This window comes from Mixta mediterraneensis, from assembly GCF_030283135.1.
In the GTDB taxonomy this organism is placed as follows: domain Bacteria; phylum Pseudomonadota; class Gammaproteobacteria; order Enterobacterales; family Enterobacteriaceae; genus Pantoea; species Pantoea mediterraneensis.
In genome coordinates, this window is record NZ_JASUAZ010000063.1 from 1 (window position 1) to 15,747 (window position 15,747).

Below are 15,747 nucleotides of genomic sequence, written 5' to 3' on the forward strand. Positions count from 1 at the left end.
GTCAGGTTCCGGAGCTGCATAACATCAGCCATGGCTCTGCTGGCGCAGGAAGTATCGCGACCATGGCAACCCTGAGAGGCTTCAGAATGGGACGCTGGCTTGCCGGCAGGCTCATGAAAGAACCGGGGCTGGTCAGTTGTCAGCAGCCTGCTCACCGGTATAAATGTGGTGGCCATGAACACGTCGCTATCCCGAATCACCCTGAGCGGCAGTTCGCAGTGACAGAGCCTGTTAGTATGAAGCATGAGAGTTACCTCGCGTTTTGTTTAAGGATTAGACACCCATATCAAAACCGGTAACTCTCTACCTTTCAAGGTCCAGTGTCAGATCAAGTCGCGGCTAATACACGTTATTGCATCTATTTTTTTGGTGTGATACCGGTTTTACCATCTTCCCGACGGCGCTCAACGTCAATATGCTGCTCACGGACAGTGCCGGTCACAGTTTCATCGTGTTCAGTGTTTACTTTCTTCACCTGAACTTCTTCAGCGATATGCACAGTCTTGTTAATCACTGGCTTTTCCGAAAACTCCTCCACTACAACCTCCTTTTCACTCCAGTCAACGTCCCCGGCGTCCACCGAACGGCCGTCGGCCTTATGGCGGAAGATTTCAGCGTGCTGTTCGCGCAGTTTAACGTTCTCTGACACATCTTCTTCCGTCACATAACGTCGGATACGGGTGGAGCCTTCTCTGACCAGCTGCTTACCCACGTCCAGCTCTTCCCGGGCGAGCCGTAAAATTTCAGCTTCAGATTCATCACCGGTAAGCCACGGACGAGTTGTCTCTTCATTGGCAACCGGGGAAATACTTCCCGTCTGAGGCTGCCCGGCTGGCAGCCGTGAGGAGATGTCCACCGTCTGGTGGCGGTTCAGAATGGTCAGCGCGGCAGCCTGCTGCTCTTCTTTAACCTTCATGGAGAGGACCGCGCCGTCAGTGCACACTGCCTCACTGAATATCTGTGCGTGTTCCTCTTCAACCCTGTTACCAAACAGACGTTTCCATATACTGGTGCCTTTATTGCCGGTCTCATGCTCACGGATATGGTGGCTTTCAATGATACTGATATCGCCTTCATCAAATCCGGCTTTAATCAGGTTGCGCTCTGCCGCTCTGGCATGCTCCGTCGTGTCAAACAGGGTAACGATTTTTTCACTGGACATCAGGACCTCACTTTTTGTTCCGGGTTATATTAATAAGCTGCTCTCTGGCCTCAGCCTGTCCGCTGAAGGCCTGCTCAGATTTTGTTGTGGTTATTCTGACTTCCTCCTTAAGGTAAATCCGCTTAACCATTTCCACTCGTTCTTCATATACGGGAATAATCATGACGCCGTCTTCACTGACCTGTCGGGGCACTTCATCCACATACCGCCCCACGGGGATTACCTCCACACTGGCGCTTACGGTGGTCAGGGTCTCTGTGACAGGTACCTGCCGGGTAACAGTGGTGCGACGGACACAAACCTCACCCTCCGGGACCGTTTCCTTTCCGGCATGGAGCACTTCCCTGTAAAGCGGAATGTTGTCGCAATCCGCATCCGGTGCTTTATTCTCCGGTTCAGGTGAAGCCGGCTGCCTGTTATCAGACATGGCATCAGTTCCCGGACTGAATTTTCAACGCCACCCGGCGATTCATTTCCCGTCCCTGTTCTGTGGCATTAGTGGCTACCGGAGCGGAAGCCCCCTGGCCGTCTGTGCTGAGACGGTCATCCCTGACATTGTGACTGGCAAGCCATGCCCGGACAGCGCCGGCGCGTTCAGCGGAGAGTTTTTCATTTAACCCCTGAGGGCCGGTGGCATCAGCGAAGCCGCGAATAACGACTCTGGCCTCAGGATGAGCGTTGAGGATGCCCGCTATTTTTTCCAGCTGCCCGGAATCGTCCGTAATCAGTTCAGCGCTGCCGGATCTGAAACGCACACTGTCCAGCGCAATCCAGCCACTTCCGGCTTTTTTATCACCGGCGAACCAGGCATTAATTTTATCCACAGTGCTGCCGGAATCAGCATCCGGTGCTTTATTCGCAGCAGCGGAAGGATGGCTGCTGTCTGTCGTCTGAGATGAGGTTTGGCTGTCGTTCTGATGATGTTGCATGAACCAGATAAGGAGCAGGAGTAATGCCAGCAAGGGCAGCAGCCATAACAACCAGCCGGGACGGTCTTTTTTTATAATTTTCTGGTCAACGACAGGGTCAACTGTCTTCGTGTTCACTTTTTTTTCGTCCTGCATTATGTTTCTCCTGTTCATTTCCGTCAGGCATGACGGTTACTGTTTAAGCGTAGTTTCAGAAAGGATAATTACAAGAATACATTAACAGACGTGATGAAAATGCCACTCTGAGACGTTACGTGCGGGGATGAGCACTGTTGCAAAAATCCGGAGATGATAAACTTATCGTCACCTTTTGCTGACGGAGCAGCACATAAATCCATTCAAAGGCCGGAATTTTCAGAGTGACATCAGCTGGCCGCCAGTACCTGCATAAGACAACCGTAAAACCAGAATAATCATTTTTTGGTAGCCGGGCGGGAGAAAAATCATTCAATAATATCCTCTTTATTAAAAGGATATCTGATAATGCCAATGTCAGCTTTACAGCACAGATTTTCCAGCGGCCTATACCAGAATAAGCGTTACGACAATATTAGGAAAAATTACTCACAGACGCAGGACATAAGCCAAAACAGTTCAGTCACCCCCTATGAAATACGTCGTTTCGGAAGTGTTATTAATCAAGTAGTAAATTCTCACATAAAACTGGAAAAACCATCGTATCAGAACACAGTTCCGCTGCGGGGTATGGGTGCCCCACTGTTAATAATGCTGAGTCAGGTCAGACTTTCTCATAATCCGGCTTCAGCAATATCTGACATCCCTGCATTCGTGTCTGTCAGAGATTTATCACCTTCGGTTGACGGAAATACAGTTTATCCAGATAACAATAACACTGGCCTCAGCTCCCTTATGATCCCGATAGTAAATGCAATGTATGAAACCGGGAAATTTATATCCCGGCATGACCCGCTGAAATTTCCAGTGGCAGATGCAGCACCAATGAGAGGAGGACAGGACAGGAAATACACAGGTGTCGGCCGTTTTCCAAGACATCCTGTATTTCAAAAGCAAAAGGAAACCACTACACTTCCCCCTGTTCGTGATGATGTTAAAATAGAAAAAATGGATTTTTCGTGCATTGAGGAACGAAGTAATTTATCTATAGCAGACATATTCAGACAGATTGGTAAAACCTTCAAAAATCCGATAAGTGAACTGGCAAAATAATCACAAGTGATTCATTATGTTAACAATTATAATAGATGCCCAACTCCGGAAGAAGTAAATAAACTTGTATCCATAACTTCTTTTGTAGATAAAACAATATCTGAGATTAGCGGATTTCTTCCTGGTAGTCAGCCATTAATAATTTTACAAGGGTTGGGTGGTCCACTATTCATAATGATAGCTGACAGCATTGATAAAAAACAGATAAATATGGATGAGTTATCTGAAGCAAATGAACAAATTCTTGCTTTGGGTAGAATGGTTGTAAAAACATCTCCAAGAGGTAAGCAAGGAAAAATTATTACAGAACAATTGAAACTTCCTGAGGGTGTATGTTTCAAAAATAAAAAACTTTCTGTTATAATAAATGGGATTGATCGAGAGGTTACATATAATAATGATAAAATAATGGCGAATTACCATGGTAGACATAGAGAAGTATCTTACTCGCCGGCAGATCATAAATGGTTCAGAGTAAGAAGTATATCGACTTTAGCTATTCTTTCTGGCAATAAAGATTTATGTCCTGTAACACTTACGCATAAAAAAAACGGGTGGGATATTTACAAGCGCCTTGAGCCTGATACAGGAAGGGTGTTCGGAAAAAGTTATATTTTGTCTAAAACTAAAAACAGACTAATCCCTTATAAATTAGCTAAAAAAGAAATAAATAGATATAAAAAAACTTATGCATATGAGAATTCAGTCTGTGAAATCAATTTACATAGGATTAAACGGTCTCCCTGCATCATAAGTGATAGCGTAAATTCTCTGGGGTTACTGGAACAAAAAGGTTTCTCTGGCAAACTTTATCGTGCTGATAGAACAAGTCCAAACGAATTGAACGATAATGGTGGCTTTCGAATGTCAGAAGATTTTGGTGCAATTAATAAAATGCGGGATAACGGTCATGCTCTTATTGTTTCTGAGAGCCTTGAAGGCGCGCTTAGATATATAAGTCGCCAAAATGAACTTTATCATATATACGAAATAACCCCTGATGATATCAGAGGGTTTTCTATTAATGAAAACATTAAAATAAATAAAGAAGGAGTGAAAAGGTTTTTGGAAACTTCTTATGAAAAAGGCGATGATATTGATTGGGGATATGAAACAAATGGCGCTGTATTTTTAGATGAAGCACATATCTACCACGAAGATGTGACTCTGGGAAAAGTAAAATACTTAGGTTCAAATCATGATGAAGAATTCAGAAATAAAATTAAAAATCTCGAGAAAGGCATTTGGATGTATTATATCCAAATAGGAATTATTTAAAATAAATAGAACTTTTAGATGATTGGTAAAACTGCTCTTTATGGTCGTTTCAACATTACTCATACGAGGCCCGTAAGCCGGGAGTTAAAGAACAGATCACCGAAGTGGCTTTCAGTGGGGCCGGGGTTCGCGATACAGCCAGGACACTGAAAGTTGGTATCAACACCGTCATCCGGACTTTAAAAAACTCTCACCACGACGAATAACGTCATCTCCGGTGGCTCGTTCTGATGTAGCGCTTATCTGTGAACTCGATGAACAATGGAGCTTTGTCGGCAACAAGGCCCGTCAGCACTGGCCCTGGTACGCGTACAACACGAAACGGGGGCGTACTGGCCTACACCTTTGGGCCACGTACCGATGAAACCTGCCGTGAATTACTGGCCCTTCTCAAGCCCTTTAGCATCGGCATGATTACCAACGACGAGTGGGGCAGTTATGCCAGAAAAGTGCCGAAAGACAAACATCTGACCGGCAAGATTTTTACTCAGCGCATTGAGCGAAACAACCTGACGCTGAGGCCCCGAATCAAAAGGCTGGCCCGTAAAACCATCTGCTTCTCACGTTCCGTAGAATTACATGAGAAAGTAATCGGAGCTTTTATCGAAAAATACATGTTCTACTAATTGGAGTCATCACCAAAATGGATGCGATGAAATTCCCATTGAGCTATAAAGATATAAACGATACTGGAATTGAAAGGTGCAACATTATTCTAAAAAAATCTTCAGAATGGTTCATTCCGAAAATATGAAATTATTAAACCAACTTGCCAAGTTAAGGAATGCATGTATACATAATAATGCTATCATTACAAATGATAAAGATAAGTTAAACAGTCTTACCTCACTCAGTAGTGGGACATTGTATTTCCAGAATGATGAAGTTATCTTTCAAAAAGGCCCCCTTGATTTTATTATTAGCATAACAAAGAACACTTTAAAAAAATTGAATTATTATTCTCCAGTTCAATAACGATGACTTCGGGGCGATATACATAAATTTTCTTCCCCTTCCCTAAAAGGCGGGAACGACGTCATAAAAATCTGGACTGGTAAATTTCTCCCCAGCCGCTTAAGTAAGATATGGCAAGCAGAGCCTGACAGGGAGTGTCAGGAAAGAATGATTAGTGGCGGATCCGCGCTAGGTCGTCTTCCATCAGACCGGTCATTTTCATGACGGTATTGCGGTCAATGCCGTTCTGCAGCATGGTACGGGCAACTTCAAGTTTGCCTTTTTCAATACCACGCTGTTCACCCAGTTGGATGCCCTTCTCAATACCCTTCTCAATACCCTTCTGTTCGAGCTGTTGTGCGATGGTCATAAGTGCGTCTCCGTGTTGCGGCACACGCTGTGCCAGTTCGCGTACAAAGGCTTCGGCGTCGGATGTTTCGCCTGCCTGCACTATATAGTGTACCAGCGATATGACCTGCGATGAAGACAGATATCCGGCCAGCAAGATGGGCGCCAGCCGGTCAACCAGTTCTGCCAGGTCACGCTGGTGAATATGCTTTTGCAGCAAAGTTAGTGCGGCCATGCTGCGATGGCCGGCGATTTCATCATCCGGAATGACGGTAACGTCAACCAGCGGGAAAGCCTGGCTGTAGAGCCTGCCTGCCAGCTCCGGGTCGTCAAACTCATCCAGCCACCGGGTGGAGTACGGATACGGGCTGCGTTTGCCCGTATAGAACAGCACCGGTATCACCAGTGGCAACTTTTTATACCCCGCTTCCAGGTGCCGCTGCATGGCGGCCACGGCATAGCGCACCAGGCGGAAAGCCATATGTTTGTCCGGCGTTGACTGGTGCTCGACCAGAACATGAATATATCCCTCGCCGGCGGTGGTTTTCAGGCTGTAAAGCACGTCGCTGAAATACTGGCGGAGATCATCTTCAACGAACGAGCCGGATTCAAGCTTCAGCGTGCTGAGGTCGCAGATGGCACGCAGCTCTACTGGCAGGTGGAGTTCCATAAAATCACGGGCAATATCCGGTTGCGTCAGGAACTGCCTGAACGTGGCATCATGGGGCGTGGGTGTGCTGTTTTTCTTCTTCGTCAGCTCTGGCTCTGAAAAATGACCTGGAGATGATATCACAGCCCGGAAAAGCTGATATTGGCGGAGAAGGAATTGTCATTCCTTCAGGGGAGCGTTTCGGGGTGGTTCGGTCCCTTTCTTATCTTTCTTCTTTGTTGCAGACCCGAATTACCGTCATTTTGGATACACCAGCCAAGCGTGCCGTTTCTCGCAGCGATTTTCCATTAGCTAACCGTAAAGTGCGTATCAGTTCATGTTTCTGCGCATCGGCTACCCTGCCCCGGTATTTGCCTTCAGCTTTGGCCTTACTGATTCCCTCTGACTGACGACGTCGCCGGTCCTCGTAGTCTTTTCGGGCAATAGCGGCGAGCATATCCAGCATCATGCCATTTACGGCCTTTAACATGCTTCTGGTGAAGTCATCGCTGACTGCGTTGCTCAGGGCCATATGGCTGGTTGGGAGATCAAGACTGACAACAGATAACCGTTTATCTGTTATCTCTTTTCTAAGAATCTCCCAGCCAGCATCATTCAGACGGGATAGCCGGTCCACCTGTTCAATCAAAATAACGTCCCCAGGCTCCATATCTGAAAGCATCCGAGTTAATTCCGGACGGTTCAGGGATGCACCTGATGCATTTTCAACATACCAGCCAGCAATTCGATGACCATGAAGCGCTGCAAATTCTTTTAGCCTATTTTTTGAACGAAACGCATCCTGCTCAGCAGTTGACGCTCGAAGATATGCGTAGATGTACATTTTTTATACTCATGGTCTAGTATGAATGGTCTAATATATGGTGGTAACTTTATATTGGTATCATATCAAATATTCTAAATCAAACTGGATGGTCACCTTTGGGGATACCCCAATGTGACAGGCTGACGCGCCCGGCGGGCTTGTCCAACCCCTCCCCTGTTCAGAAACGAGTTCTGAACAGACTCACGGTTTGCGCGGCTAATCAACAAAATTAAATACGATCATCAGAAATATTTTCTGGACACTTTTTCCGATAGTGCCGAAATGTCCAATATGGATAGCATTTTTCGTGCATTGCAGAAGGGCCGCGACGAGTGGAATAAGATGGCAAATATAATGCTGGGCAGAATAATCTTAACGTCCAGGCTGGCAACGGCATTACACCAGGCGGAAGTGATCCGGACGGCGAACTGTGCGGTGATGGTGTCCGGAGCGCGGGAAATCCTGTTAAAAAAGTAAACGATTAATTCTACGCAAACTAACGCTCATACCAGTTTATATGATACATTGACGTTAATTTAAAAGAGAAAAACATTGTGTTAAAAAGGAAATTCAAATGTTTAAGAAATCATTAAAATTATCTTTTATTATTCTTTTATTGAATCTAACAGTAGCATGTTCTGGCATTACGAATAAAGAACTGGATTACAATGAAGCCAAATCAATGAGTGGATATGGATACATCATTATGGATTTTAGTCAAACAAACGAGATGGAATATGGTCAGGGATACATACCTGATCAAACTGATTACAGGATTAGTTACACCAATCAACATGATTTTCTTTCTGTCGAAGTGAAAAATGCAAGTTTTAAAGGCCGTGTATTAAAGGCTTACATTCCGTATATGCAAGGTTATACACTCTATAGTGTTACGAGAAGTTATTGGTATCCCTATCACCGATGTGAAAAATGTCAAAATGAACCGCGGTTGGAGTTTTTAAGTATAAATATAATAAATTCTGTAAATGAAGCCTGGTGTGCTGAGACAACTTATAAAAATATTCAAAAATATAACTCCATGAACGGCTGTCCACAGATGATTGGTATAGAAGAAGTCAGAAAAGCCAAAGGAAATGTCTTTATCACCCCTCACTTCCACTCTGGTTTTCAAGGGATGTTTACTCCATACCTTAAACCAGGGCATCAGTCAGCAGGTTCTTGATTCTAATCTCGTATACCTAGACAGAATCACCTGAACGTCCCGGTGGGCGCGGGGATTAGCAATGTATGAGGGCTGACAATAGTATGCTATTGACGGCGGCGTCAATTTAGTGTAGATTTGACCGCAAGTACACCCGCCACGCCTAGTCTTTCGAGATGCGCATTATGGCGGGTTTTTTTTTGCCTCATTCCCTCAGGAAAGGATGCAATGGCCGCACAACCCCAAAACAGACCTCGCCTATACCAGAAATCTACACAACCTATTCCGGATCTTATAGCCAAACTTCAGCAACGTGGACTCATCATTAATGATATGTCTGCGGCAACAACAGCTCTTACCTTTATTGGCTACTTTAGATTACGTGGCTACTGTCTTCCGTATTATCAAATGACGCAGGAAAGAAAACCAAAGCCATTAGAGCCAAAAATTTTCATTCACGGAACGACATTAGAGGATGTTATTTCACTGTATGAGTTTGACAGAAAGTTAAGATTAATTGTATTGGAACAAATCCAGAAGGTAGAAATTGGATTACGAACTTGTCTGTCTGAATACATGAGCGAAAAATATGGCTGTCATTGGTTTATGAATCTAACAGCTATGAGTAAAGATTATGATTATGAAGGGTTTTCTGGTCAGATAAGAGATGCCAAAGAAGTATTCATAGACCATTACAAACAAAAATATGAACATCCCGTACATCCTCCATCATGGATGATTACCGAAACTTTGAGCTTTGGTGCTTGGTCGCGTATGTATAAAAACTTACACCATTTTGACCAAAAACAAATTGCTGCTAAGTTTAACATTCAAAATGCTGATGTTATGGCTTCATGGTTCCATACTTTATGTCATTTTCGTAATTTGTCAGCGCACCATAATAGAATTTGGAACAGGTCATTTAAAGCCTTTCCTCCGGCAAAACTGAATAGTCTTTCCCATCATATGACTAACCCACAGACTTTATACAGTCGTCTTGTCGTTCTGAAATATCTGTCTGATCAGGTGTCGTGGTCAGATGGGCTTAAGCAACAAATTCATGAGATTATGCGTACTAAGCCTAACAGTGTCACATTTGAAAAAATGGGCTTTATTCCGGGCTGGGATAATGACCCTTTATGGTCAAGAGCTGTGAACCAACCACCACAACTTTAGACAGTTTGCCAACAGTGGACAGAATTACCTGAGTGTCCAACCCATTGCGGCGCAGGGATAAAGCTGTAAACTTTTACTGATGAACAATGTAGCCCGTTGGGCATAAGACAACACGGAGCATACCTTGGCTAAGGTAACCAGAATTCAGGCCGGAAGATACGCAGTAGATGATGGGCGTTGCATTATAAAAAATAACTCTGGGTGGCTTATTGTTGATGCTAATGGCGCTCATGATTTTGGACCTGTCCCCACATTAGCGGAAGCTAAGGAATATATTGAGTCTGGTACTGTTCCGCTAAGGCAGCACAATTTCTCTACATCTCATGGTCGAAGACAAAGTAAAAAAGAGTTTAATGCGTATTTGGCATCTGAAGCTAAAAATGGCAATCCAATGCCAGCCATTCTTTGGGTAATTGTCCTTTGCATCATCTGCGGTATTGTAGTGGCAGTTCGAGGCTATTAATCAGAACCACTGGCATGACCTTTCTGAAAACCCCAATGTGCTAGGCTGACGTGCCCGTCGGGCATGTCTAATCCTTCACCTGCTCAGATGCAAGCTATGAATAGGCGCTGTGCGTCAACAAAATCAAATATGATCACCAGAAATACTCAATATGTGATTTCGCATGCGAAAACCATTGAGTATCATTATTGATACTCAATGGTTTTTCTGTATACTGTTTGTGTCGTCCTGAAAGCACGACAATCAACGCAGAGGCAGATAGCTGCTTCTGCATCTGGCGAAACGCCTGACTCACAGGAGTGTGTATGAAATACCGTAATCATCTAATTACATTACTGAAATACTCTCTCAAGCCGTGCCGCCCCTTCTCAAACATTTCGCATGCGAAATCTTAAGGACTGTTACATGACACTGAAAATTGGAACTGTCGGCAAACTAATCGTTGTATGCAGCCAGAAAGGCGGAATCGTAAAATCGCAGTCATCCAGTGAAATTGCACATGACCTTCGTAGTGCTGGCTTTCGTGTGCTTGAAATTGATATGGACTGGACAACTGGTCTGACGGAGAGGGCTTTCCCCGATGACTTACCTTATGAAATTGAACGTGAACCTTTAAGTAACAGTTTTACTCCTGGCGAGGCGAACACATATCAGCTTTTCTTCCCGGATACAGAGGTTAGACCCATTGAACTTCCCGGCGGGCGCTTCTTTATTGGTGCTACCAGTGAACTAAATGAAATTAACTATCGCAACAGCGATTGCATGTTCGACTTCAGGGACCGTATTGAAGAACTGAAGAAGCAGTTTGATTTTATTATTGCCGATTCAGCACCATCATATTCGAATGTCATGATCGCAGCTCATATGTCAGCTGATTACCTTCTGATCCCTACTCTGCTGGAGAAACAGGCCCGTAATGCAGTAGGTAAACAGCTTGCCTATATGCAGAAAATTAAGCGCAACTATAACCCTTCTCTCCAGTTTATGGGGACGTATGTGACCCAGACGCAGGTGAAAAATTATAAAAAGCCGCTCAAAGAAGGGTATCTGGGGCCTATTGATACACTGAACCTGAATCTCCTCATCGAGATCCTTCAGGGTAAGGGGTACTCCGAAGAATACATTCTCGCTTATATATCATTTGTACCTGCAGCTGCAAAAGAGGCGATCGAGCTTGGTCTATCCTTTGATGAATATGACCCTAAATGTCTTCCTGCAATCCAGTATAAAGAACTTACACAGAAAATTATTAAGCTCGCTGGAGGTAAGTGATGGCTAAGAAACCGTTCATGAAACGACTCCAGGCGCAGCAGGAAATGAAAAAAAATGCGACTGCTGTACATGATATCGAACATGTCATTGTAAACAAACAGCCAGATGAGCAGAGCCATGATATAGCTGCGCACCAGATTATGGCGGATATAGCACGCCCGGACATCGAACCAGATGGGCAGATAATCCGTGTAGATATAAATCTTGTATATGCTGAAGAGCAAGTACGACCTGAAGAAGACTTCGATGAAGAAGTTATCGAGGGTATGTCTGACACCTTTGAAACTATAGGGATGCTTACCCCACCTCGTTGCTATCCTCGTGACAGGCGCGGCTACCAGATATGGTTAGGCGAAACTCGAGTTCGTACTGCTCGAAAACGTGGTGATACCCATATTGATATTTATGTTGGTAAACCACCGCGGGAAAGAAAAGAACGCATCATCGGTCAGCTTATTGAAAACCTGCAGCAGTCTGGTTTGAAACCATTAGCGACTGCAAAATCGTTCTATGAGCTCAAACATGAGTTCAATATGACGGGTGAGCAAATAGCAAAAATAATGGGTAAGCCTACCTCATTTGTCAGTAAACACCTTCGTCTCATTGATGCACCAGAAAATGTTACCGCCCTTCTCCGGGACAAAATCACATCCGATGTCGATCTGGCATACACATTGATACAGGTAAATGAAAAGTCTCCTGAAGAGGCCGAGAAGCTTATCGCGGCTGCGCGAGAGTCTGGTATTTCACGTTCGCAGGTTAAAGCTGTTCTTGATGCAGTTAAGAACAAAAGCAAAGGTGAGATTTCGCATGCGAAATCTCAGGCTCAGAACAAAAAACCAACCAAGCCTTTGGGCAGCAATTCAGATATAAAAACCTGGCAGGTTGTTGTCGAGATAGACGGTCAGCAAGGGGTAATAATGACTGACCGTGCGCCAGACAAAGCTGGGTATGTGTGGGTGAAAATGGACATTGGTGAGATTTCAGTTGAGGCTTCTGAACTACGCGTAAAAGGGATGCGCTCTCAGTGATGAAATCAACCCCGTTCACCGAAATGGCCACGGCATTCCGTGGCCAAATTGTCCGCCACTGGGCGCTTCGTTATCCCGGAACGCAATCCGAAGCTGCTGCTGCATTAACAGAAGCGGCTATCAATCTGGGATACGTTACAAGAAGCAGGCCCGTACCCGGCGCGGCGTTACTTTCATGGGCCTCTAACCCGGCTGAAACTCCGTTGTGGGCAGCACAGACGGCGTTAACGTTGATGCTCAGCATCGGCTGGAAGCCTGAAAGTAACAAGGACTGGTGTGGTATGTCGGCGCTGATATTCAGAGCTAATCGTAAACTTCCACTTGAGCAGCTAGTCGCTTCCTTGCCTGATAGCATAGACAGGCAAACTGCTACAGGATGGTTCGTGGCAGCAATTGAAGAGGATGCCAGCTACCGTTACAACAGGAAATCCACATGACCTTTCAAGAGCTTGATACTTGTATCGCAGGCTCTGGCAGACGTTCTATCGCTTCTGCATTAATCGCTTTTATTCTTGATGCGCTTGATGACGGACAGGATGGGGTTGATCTTGATATCTTCCAGAGCCACACGCGCTTCGTTCGTAATAATGTAACCACGGTAGCCAGTTACCTGCAGCTTCATGGAATTATCCATATACTGTATTACCGTGATGGTGCTGCAGAACGTCAGTATGAGTCCGTTAATAATTACGGGCGGTGGGCAAAGCAGCACTATCGTCCTTCTGAGGCCCTTATACAGCTACATCGACGTGATTAAATCAAAAGATTTCGCATGCGAAATCTTTCGGTGGCAGATTATCTTATCATTGCCACCGGGAGATCATTCCAGCGCGTTGTGTACGCAGGGGAAAGCATTTCTCGCTTCATTTGCCATTCAGGAGCAATGCCTCGTCCCGCAAACCATACTTTCCCCAGACCGGAATGGTTAATACCGTCCATGACTTTCATAAGCTGATTGCTGTTGCTTCGGGGCTGAGTGTCATCGAACAGGTTCAGCTGCGAAACCCCGGTTGGCGTGAAATCGTTCAGCATACAACCCGCTTTTGCATATCGATGGCCATTCACCCAGATCCTGTCCAGTGCTTTCACCGCTGCGGCTATGATGTCCCTGGTATCCTGCGTGGGAGTCATCAGCCTCTCACTGGCCACATTCCCGTAATACGGTTCATTCACCGCGAACGGTGACGTTTTCACAAATACAGCAATGTGCCTGCAGAACTGTCGCTCGCCGCGCAGTTTTTCAGCTGCACGCTCAGCATACTGACAGACTGCCTGGCGCATGGCTTCATATGTCGTGACTCGCTCCCCAAAGGACCGGCTGCACACAATCTGCTGTTTTGGCGGCGGCGCTTTTTCAAGCGAAATACAGCTTTCTCCGTTGAGTTCCCGGACGGTTCTCTCCAGCACGACGCTGAAATTCTTCCTGATAAATACAGGGTTCGCGCGCGCCAGCTGCAGTGCCGTAGTGATGCCCATCGTATTAAGCGTTTTTGAGATCCTGCGACCTACTCCCCAGATTTCGTCTACTGGCTGCAGTGACAACAGTTTCTCCGTTCGTTTTGGATTGCCAGAAGTAAGAGCAAGCACGCCACCAAACTGCCGCCATTCCTTAGATGCCCATTGTGCGCTTTTAGCCAGCGTTTTGGTCGGCCCCATCCCGACGCCGATTGTCAGCCCCGTACCGGAGCGTACGTGCTCGCGCAGCTGCCGGCCGAAGTCCTCAAAATTAATGCAGCGGTCTATGCCGCGAATGTCCAGAAACATCTCGTCGATGCTGTACTGCTCCACGCGCGGCGCCAGCTCCTCAAGATGAGACATAACCCTGTTCGACATAGACGCATAGAGCTCGTAATTGCTCGAGAACGTGATGACCGGCTCCGGGAATTGTGCCGTCTTCAGCTGGAACCAGGGGACGCCCATTTTAATACCCAGCCGTTTCGCTTCGGCACTGCGCGCGATGACGCAACCATCATTGTTACTGAGCACCACAACGGGCCTGTTACGCAGGTCCGGACGAAATACTTTCTCACAGCTGGCGTAGAAGCTGTTGACGTCAGCCAAAGCGAACATCAATTCGTACCCCGCGTCTTATGTATGAATGCCATCACCACGCCGAATATCTGCAGTTCTTCCGGATAAAGAGTGGGGTAGGCGGGATTCATCGGCAGCAGGGCGATACGGGGTTTAAGCTGCAGGCGCTTAACGGTGAATTCGCCATCTGTTTCCGCGATGACAATATCCCCCTGCATGGGTTTTTCAGCTTTGTCGACAACCATGAGATCGCCGGAGTGCAGGCCCATATCTTTCATCGAATCGCCAATGGCCCGGACAAAGTAGGTCGCGCTGGGGCGACGGATACAGTAGGCGTTCAGATCCAGTTCGTCTTCGGTATAGTCCGCGGCCGGTGACGGAAAACCAGCCGGACAGCGCTCTGTGAAAAGTGGCGCGGTGGACAGTGCTGGCTCTGATGCGGGAGTGACAAAAAGGATCATGGCATACCTCTTAAAATGCCTGTTTTTATATACAGTATTATTTTAAGATATTTCCCGTCCTGCAAGGAGAATTTTACCTGTTCCTGCCAGGTTATTGTTCTGGCGGATAAAACAGGCAGTGGGTTATCCACAGAAACGGTGCATAACCCTGTGAGTCGATGCCGGGTATCTCACCGTCTGCTAAGCCAGTGGCTCTATCAGTTCCCGGCCCTGGTTCTCGGGATTGCCAACAGCCCGGCTGACGGGGTGCCATGTGAAATCTTCGGCGGAAAGACTGCCCTCGCGGGCAATGTCTTCCGCCTCTTTACCGGTTGTATTTTCGCTGAGCCATTTACGTGCGGCATCCGGTGAGTACACGAGTGGTCGCCGGTCGTGAATGTCCAGCAGTCCCTCATCCGCAGCGGCCGTGACGATCAGGAATCCTTCCTGGTCATTGCCGTTCTCAAAAGGTGGTTTCCCGATGGCAGCGAGCAGGAGCGGATTTCCGTCCTTACGGTAAATGAAAAACGGCTGCTTCACGCCGTTTTGCTGTTTCCACTCGAACCAGCCGTCGGCAAAAACAATGGCCCGTCCGTGCTCCCAGAGTGGCCTGAACATCCGGCTGTTGGCCGCAGTTTCACTCCGGGCGTTGATAAGCGCGGGCTTGTTCCACCACTCCGGGGCATAACCCCAGTGAACAGGATCAAGATGGTGTCGCTACCGATGTAAAACTGGCCCACCTGCCGATGTAAATCTGACCCACCTAGGGTAAAAATGGCAGTTTTAAGGCACTGCCAATGATGACATTGGAGACCAGAGTGGAGATTAGTGTTTTACA

The 15,747-nt window shown here is 46.3% G+C and carries 16 protein-coding genes and 3 pseudogenes; 11 read left to right on the forward strand and 8 right to left on the reverse strand.

Annotated features, from left to right (window positions below; genetic code table 11):
* A pseudogene (locus QRY16_RS20245) lies at positions 1–230 on the forward strand (IS3 family transposase); the annotation flags it as partial.
* A gap of 128 nt (positions 231–358) precedes the next feature.
* Here the strand turns inward: QRY16_RS20245 and QRY16_RS20250 are convergent.
* Genes QRY16_RS20250 through QRY16_RS20260 form a run of 3 tightly spaced genes read right to left on the reverse strand, consistent with a single transcriptional unit; the run spans position 359 to position 2,226 of the window.
* Positions 359–1,162, reverse strand: a complete 804-nt coding sequence (locus tag QRY16_RS20250) for a YsnF/AvaK domain-containing protein (protein WP_289777840.1) — start codon at positions 1,160–1,162, stop codon at positions 359–361.
* Positions 1,163–1,169: 7 nt separating this feature from the next.
* Positions 1,170–1,589, reverse strand: coding sequence for a YsnF/AvaK domain-containing protein (locus QRY16_RS20255; protein ID WP_289777841.1), 420 nt, complete (start codon positions 1,587–1,589; stop codon positions 1,170–1,172).
* Positions 1,590–1,593: 4 nt separating this feature from the next.
* Positions 1,594–2,226 (reverse strand): OmpA family protein, encoded by a 633-nt coding sequence (locus QRY16_RS20260; protein WP_289777842.1) that lies wholly within the window; start codon positions 2,224–2,226, stop codon positions 1,594–1,596.
* A 348-nt stretch (positions 2,227–2,574) separates the two neighbouring features.
* Here QRY16_RS20260 and QRY16_RS20265 point away from each other — a divergent pair, with 348 nt between their 5' ends.
* From QRY16_RS20265 to QRY16_RS20275, 3 genes and pseudogenes are all read left to right on the forward strand, one after another.
* A complete protein-coding gene (locus QRY16_RS20265; protein WP_289777843.1) occupies positions 2,575–3,279 on the forward strand; it encodes a hypothetical protein in 705 nt (234 codons plus the stop codon).
* Between the two features lie 6 nt (positions 3,280–3,285).
* On the forward strand, positions 3,286–4,557 hold the full coding sequence (locus QRY16_RS20270; RefSeq protein WP_289777844.1) for a hypothetical protein: 1,272 nt from the start codon (positions 3,286–3,288) through the stop codon (positions 4,555–4,557).
* Between the two features lie 56 nt (positions 4,558–4,613).
* Positions 4,614–5,183, forward strand: a pseudogene (locus tag QRY16_RS20275) (IS1 family transposase); the annotation flags it as partial.
* 500 nt (positions 5,184–5,683) lie between these two features.
* Here the strand turns inward: QRY16_RS20275 and QRY16_RS20280 are convergent.
* Both QRY16_RS20280 and QRY16_RS20285 read right to left on the reverse strand, forming a co-directional pair.
* A complete protein-coding gene (locus QRY16_RS20280) occupies positions 5,684–6,616 on the reverse strand; it encodes an Rpn family recombination-promoting nuclease/putative transposase (protein ID WP_289777853.1) in 933 nt (310 codons plus the stop codon).
* Between the two features lie 115 nt (positions 6,617–6,731).
* Positions 6,732–7,352 carry a recombinase family protein gene (locus QRY16_RS20285; RefSeq protein ID WP_289777845.1) on the reverse strand — a complete coding sequence of 207 codons (621 nt, stop codon included), beginning with the start codon at positions 7,350–7,352 and terminating at the stop codon, positions 6,732–6,734.
* 556 nt (positions 7,353–7,908) lie between these two features.
* Here QRY16_RS20285 and QRY16_RS20290 point away from each other — a divergent pair.
* From QRY16_RS20290 to QRY16_RS20320, 7 genes are all read left to right on the forward strand, one after another.
* On the forward strand, positions 7,909–8,517 hold the full coding sequence (locus QRY16_RS20290) for a hypothetical protein (protein ID WP_289777846.1): 609 nt from the start codon (positions 7,909–7,911) through the stop codon (positions 8,515–8,517).
* Positions 8,518–8,724: 207 nt separating this feature from the next.
* Entirely contained in the window at positions 8,725–9,672 is a 948-nt protein-coding gene (locus QRY16_RS20295) for an Abi family protein (protein WP_061091452.1), read from the forward strand.
* 124 nt (positions 9,673–9,796) lie between these two features.
* Positions 9,797–10,135, forward strand: coding sequence for a hypothetical protein (locus tag QRY16_RS20300; RefSeq protein WP_289777847.1), 339 nt, complete (start codon positions 9,797–9,799; stop codon positions 10,133–10,135).
* A 405-nt stretch (positions 10,136–10,540) separates the two neighbouring features.
* Positions 10,541–11,407 (forward strand): ParA family protein, encoded by an 867-nt coding sequence (locus QRY16_RS20305; RefSeq protein WP_289777848.1) that lies wholly within the window; start codon positions 10,541–10,543, stop codon positions 11,405–11,407.
* The gene (locus QRY16_RS20310; RefSeq protein WP_289777849.1) at positions 11,407–12,438 is read left to right on the forward strand and encodes a ParB/RepB/Spo0J family partition protein; all 1,032 of its coding nucleotides are present in this window, start codon (positions 11,407–11,409) and stop codon (positions 12,436–12,438) included. The genes QRY16_RS20305 and QRY16_RS20310 overlap by 1 nt, the downstream gene beginning before the upstream one ends.
* Complete coding sequence (locus tag QRY16_RS20315) at positions 12,438–12,875, forward strand: hypothetical protein (RefSeq protein WP_289777850.1); 438 nt, start codon at positions 12,438–12,440, stop codon at positions 12,873–12,875. The genes QRY16_RS20310 and QRY16_RS20315 overlap by 1 nt, the downstream gene beginning before the upstream one ends.
* A complete protein-coding gene (locus QRY16_RS20320) occupies positions 12,872–13,195 on the forward strand; it encodes a hypothetical protein (protein WP_289777851.1) in 324 nt (107 codons plus the stop codon). Before QRY16_RS20315 ends, QRY16_RS20320 begins: the two co-directional genes overlap by 4 nt.
* Positions 13,196–13,233: 38 nt before the next feature.
* Here QRY16_RS20320 and QRY16_RS20325 read toward each other — a convergent pair whose 3' ends face one another.
* From QRY16_RS20325 to QRY16_RS20335, 3 genes and pseudogenes are all read right to left on the reverse strand, one after another.
* Complete coding sequence (locus QRY16_RS20325; RefSeq protein WP_289777852.1) at positions 13,234–14,508, reverse strand: Y-family DNA polymerase; 1,275 nt, start codon at positions 14,506–14,508, stop codon at positions 13,234–13,236.
* A complete protein-coding gene (gene umuD / locus QRY16_RS20330) occupies positions 14,508–14,930 on the reverse strand; it encodes a translesion error-prone DNA polymerase V autoproteolytic subunit (protein ID WP_015493080.1) in 423 nt (140 codons plus the stop codon). Before umuD ends, QRY16_RS20325 begins: the two co-directional genes overlap by 1 nt.
* A gap of 180 nt (positions 14,931–15,110) precedes the next feature.
* Positions 15,111–15,620: pseudogene (locus tag QRY16_RS20335) on the reverse strand (SOS response-associated peptidase family protein); the annotation flags it as partial.
* Between the last annotated feature and the right edge of the window lie 127 nt (positions 15,621–15,747).

Bases quoted from the DNA above. Each gene is read 5' to 3' on its own strand.
- QRY16_RS20250 (WP_289777840.1), bottom strand. From the start codon at position 1,162: ATGTCCAGTGAAAAAATCGTTACCCTGTTTGACACGACGGAGCATGCC.
- QRY16_RS20255 (WP_289777841.1), bottom strand. From the start codon at position 1,589: ATGTCTGATAACAGGCAGCCGGCTTCACCTGAACCGGAGAATAAAGCA.
- QRY16_RS20260 (WP_289777842.1), bottom strand. From the start codon at position 2,226: ATGCAGGACGAAAAAAAAGTGAACACGAAGACAGTTGACCCTGTCGTT.
- QRY16_RS20265 (WP_289777843.1), top strand. From the start codon at position 2,575: ATGCCAATGTCAGCTTTACAGCACAGATTTTCCAGCGGCCTATACCAG.
- QRY16_RS20285 (WP_289777845.1), bottom strand. From the start codon at position 7,352: ATGTACATCTACGCATATCTTCGAGCGTCAACTGCTGAGCAGGATGCG.
- QRY16_RS20290 (WP_289777846.1), top strand. From the start codon at position 7,909: ATGTTTAAGAAATCATTAAAATTATCTTTTATTATTCTTTTATTGAAT.
- QRY16_RS20295 (WP_061091452.1), top strand. From the start codon at position 8,725: ATGGCCGCACAACCCCAAAACAGACCTCGCCTATACCAGAAATCTACA.
- QRY16_RS20305 (WP_289777848.1), top strand. From the start codon at position 10,541: ATGACACTGAAAATTGGAACTGTCGGCAAACTAATCGTTGTATGCAGC.
- QRY16_RS20310 (WP_289777849.1), top strand. From the start codon at position 11,407: ATGGCTAAGAAACCGTTCATGAAACGACTCCAGGCGCAGCAGGAAATG.
- QRY16_RS20315 (WP_289777850.1), top strand. From the start codon at position 12,438: ATGAAATCAACCCCGTTCACCGAAATGGCCACGGCATTCCGTGGCCAA.
- QRY16_RS20320 (WP_289777851.1), top strand. From the start codon at position 12,872: ATGACCTTTCAAGAGCTTGATACTTGTATCGCAGGCTCTGGCAGACGT.
- QRY16_RS20325 (WP_289777852.1), bottom strand. From the start codon at position 14,508: ATGTTCGCTTTGGCTGACGTCAACAGCTTCTACGCCAGCTGTGAGAAA.
- umuD (WP_015493080.1), bottom strand. From the start codon at position 14,930: ATGATCCTTTTTGTCACTCCCGCATCAGAGCCAGCACTGTCCACCGCG.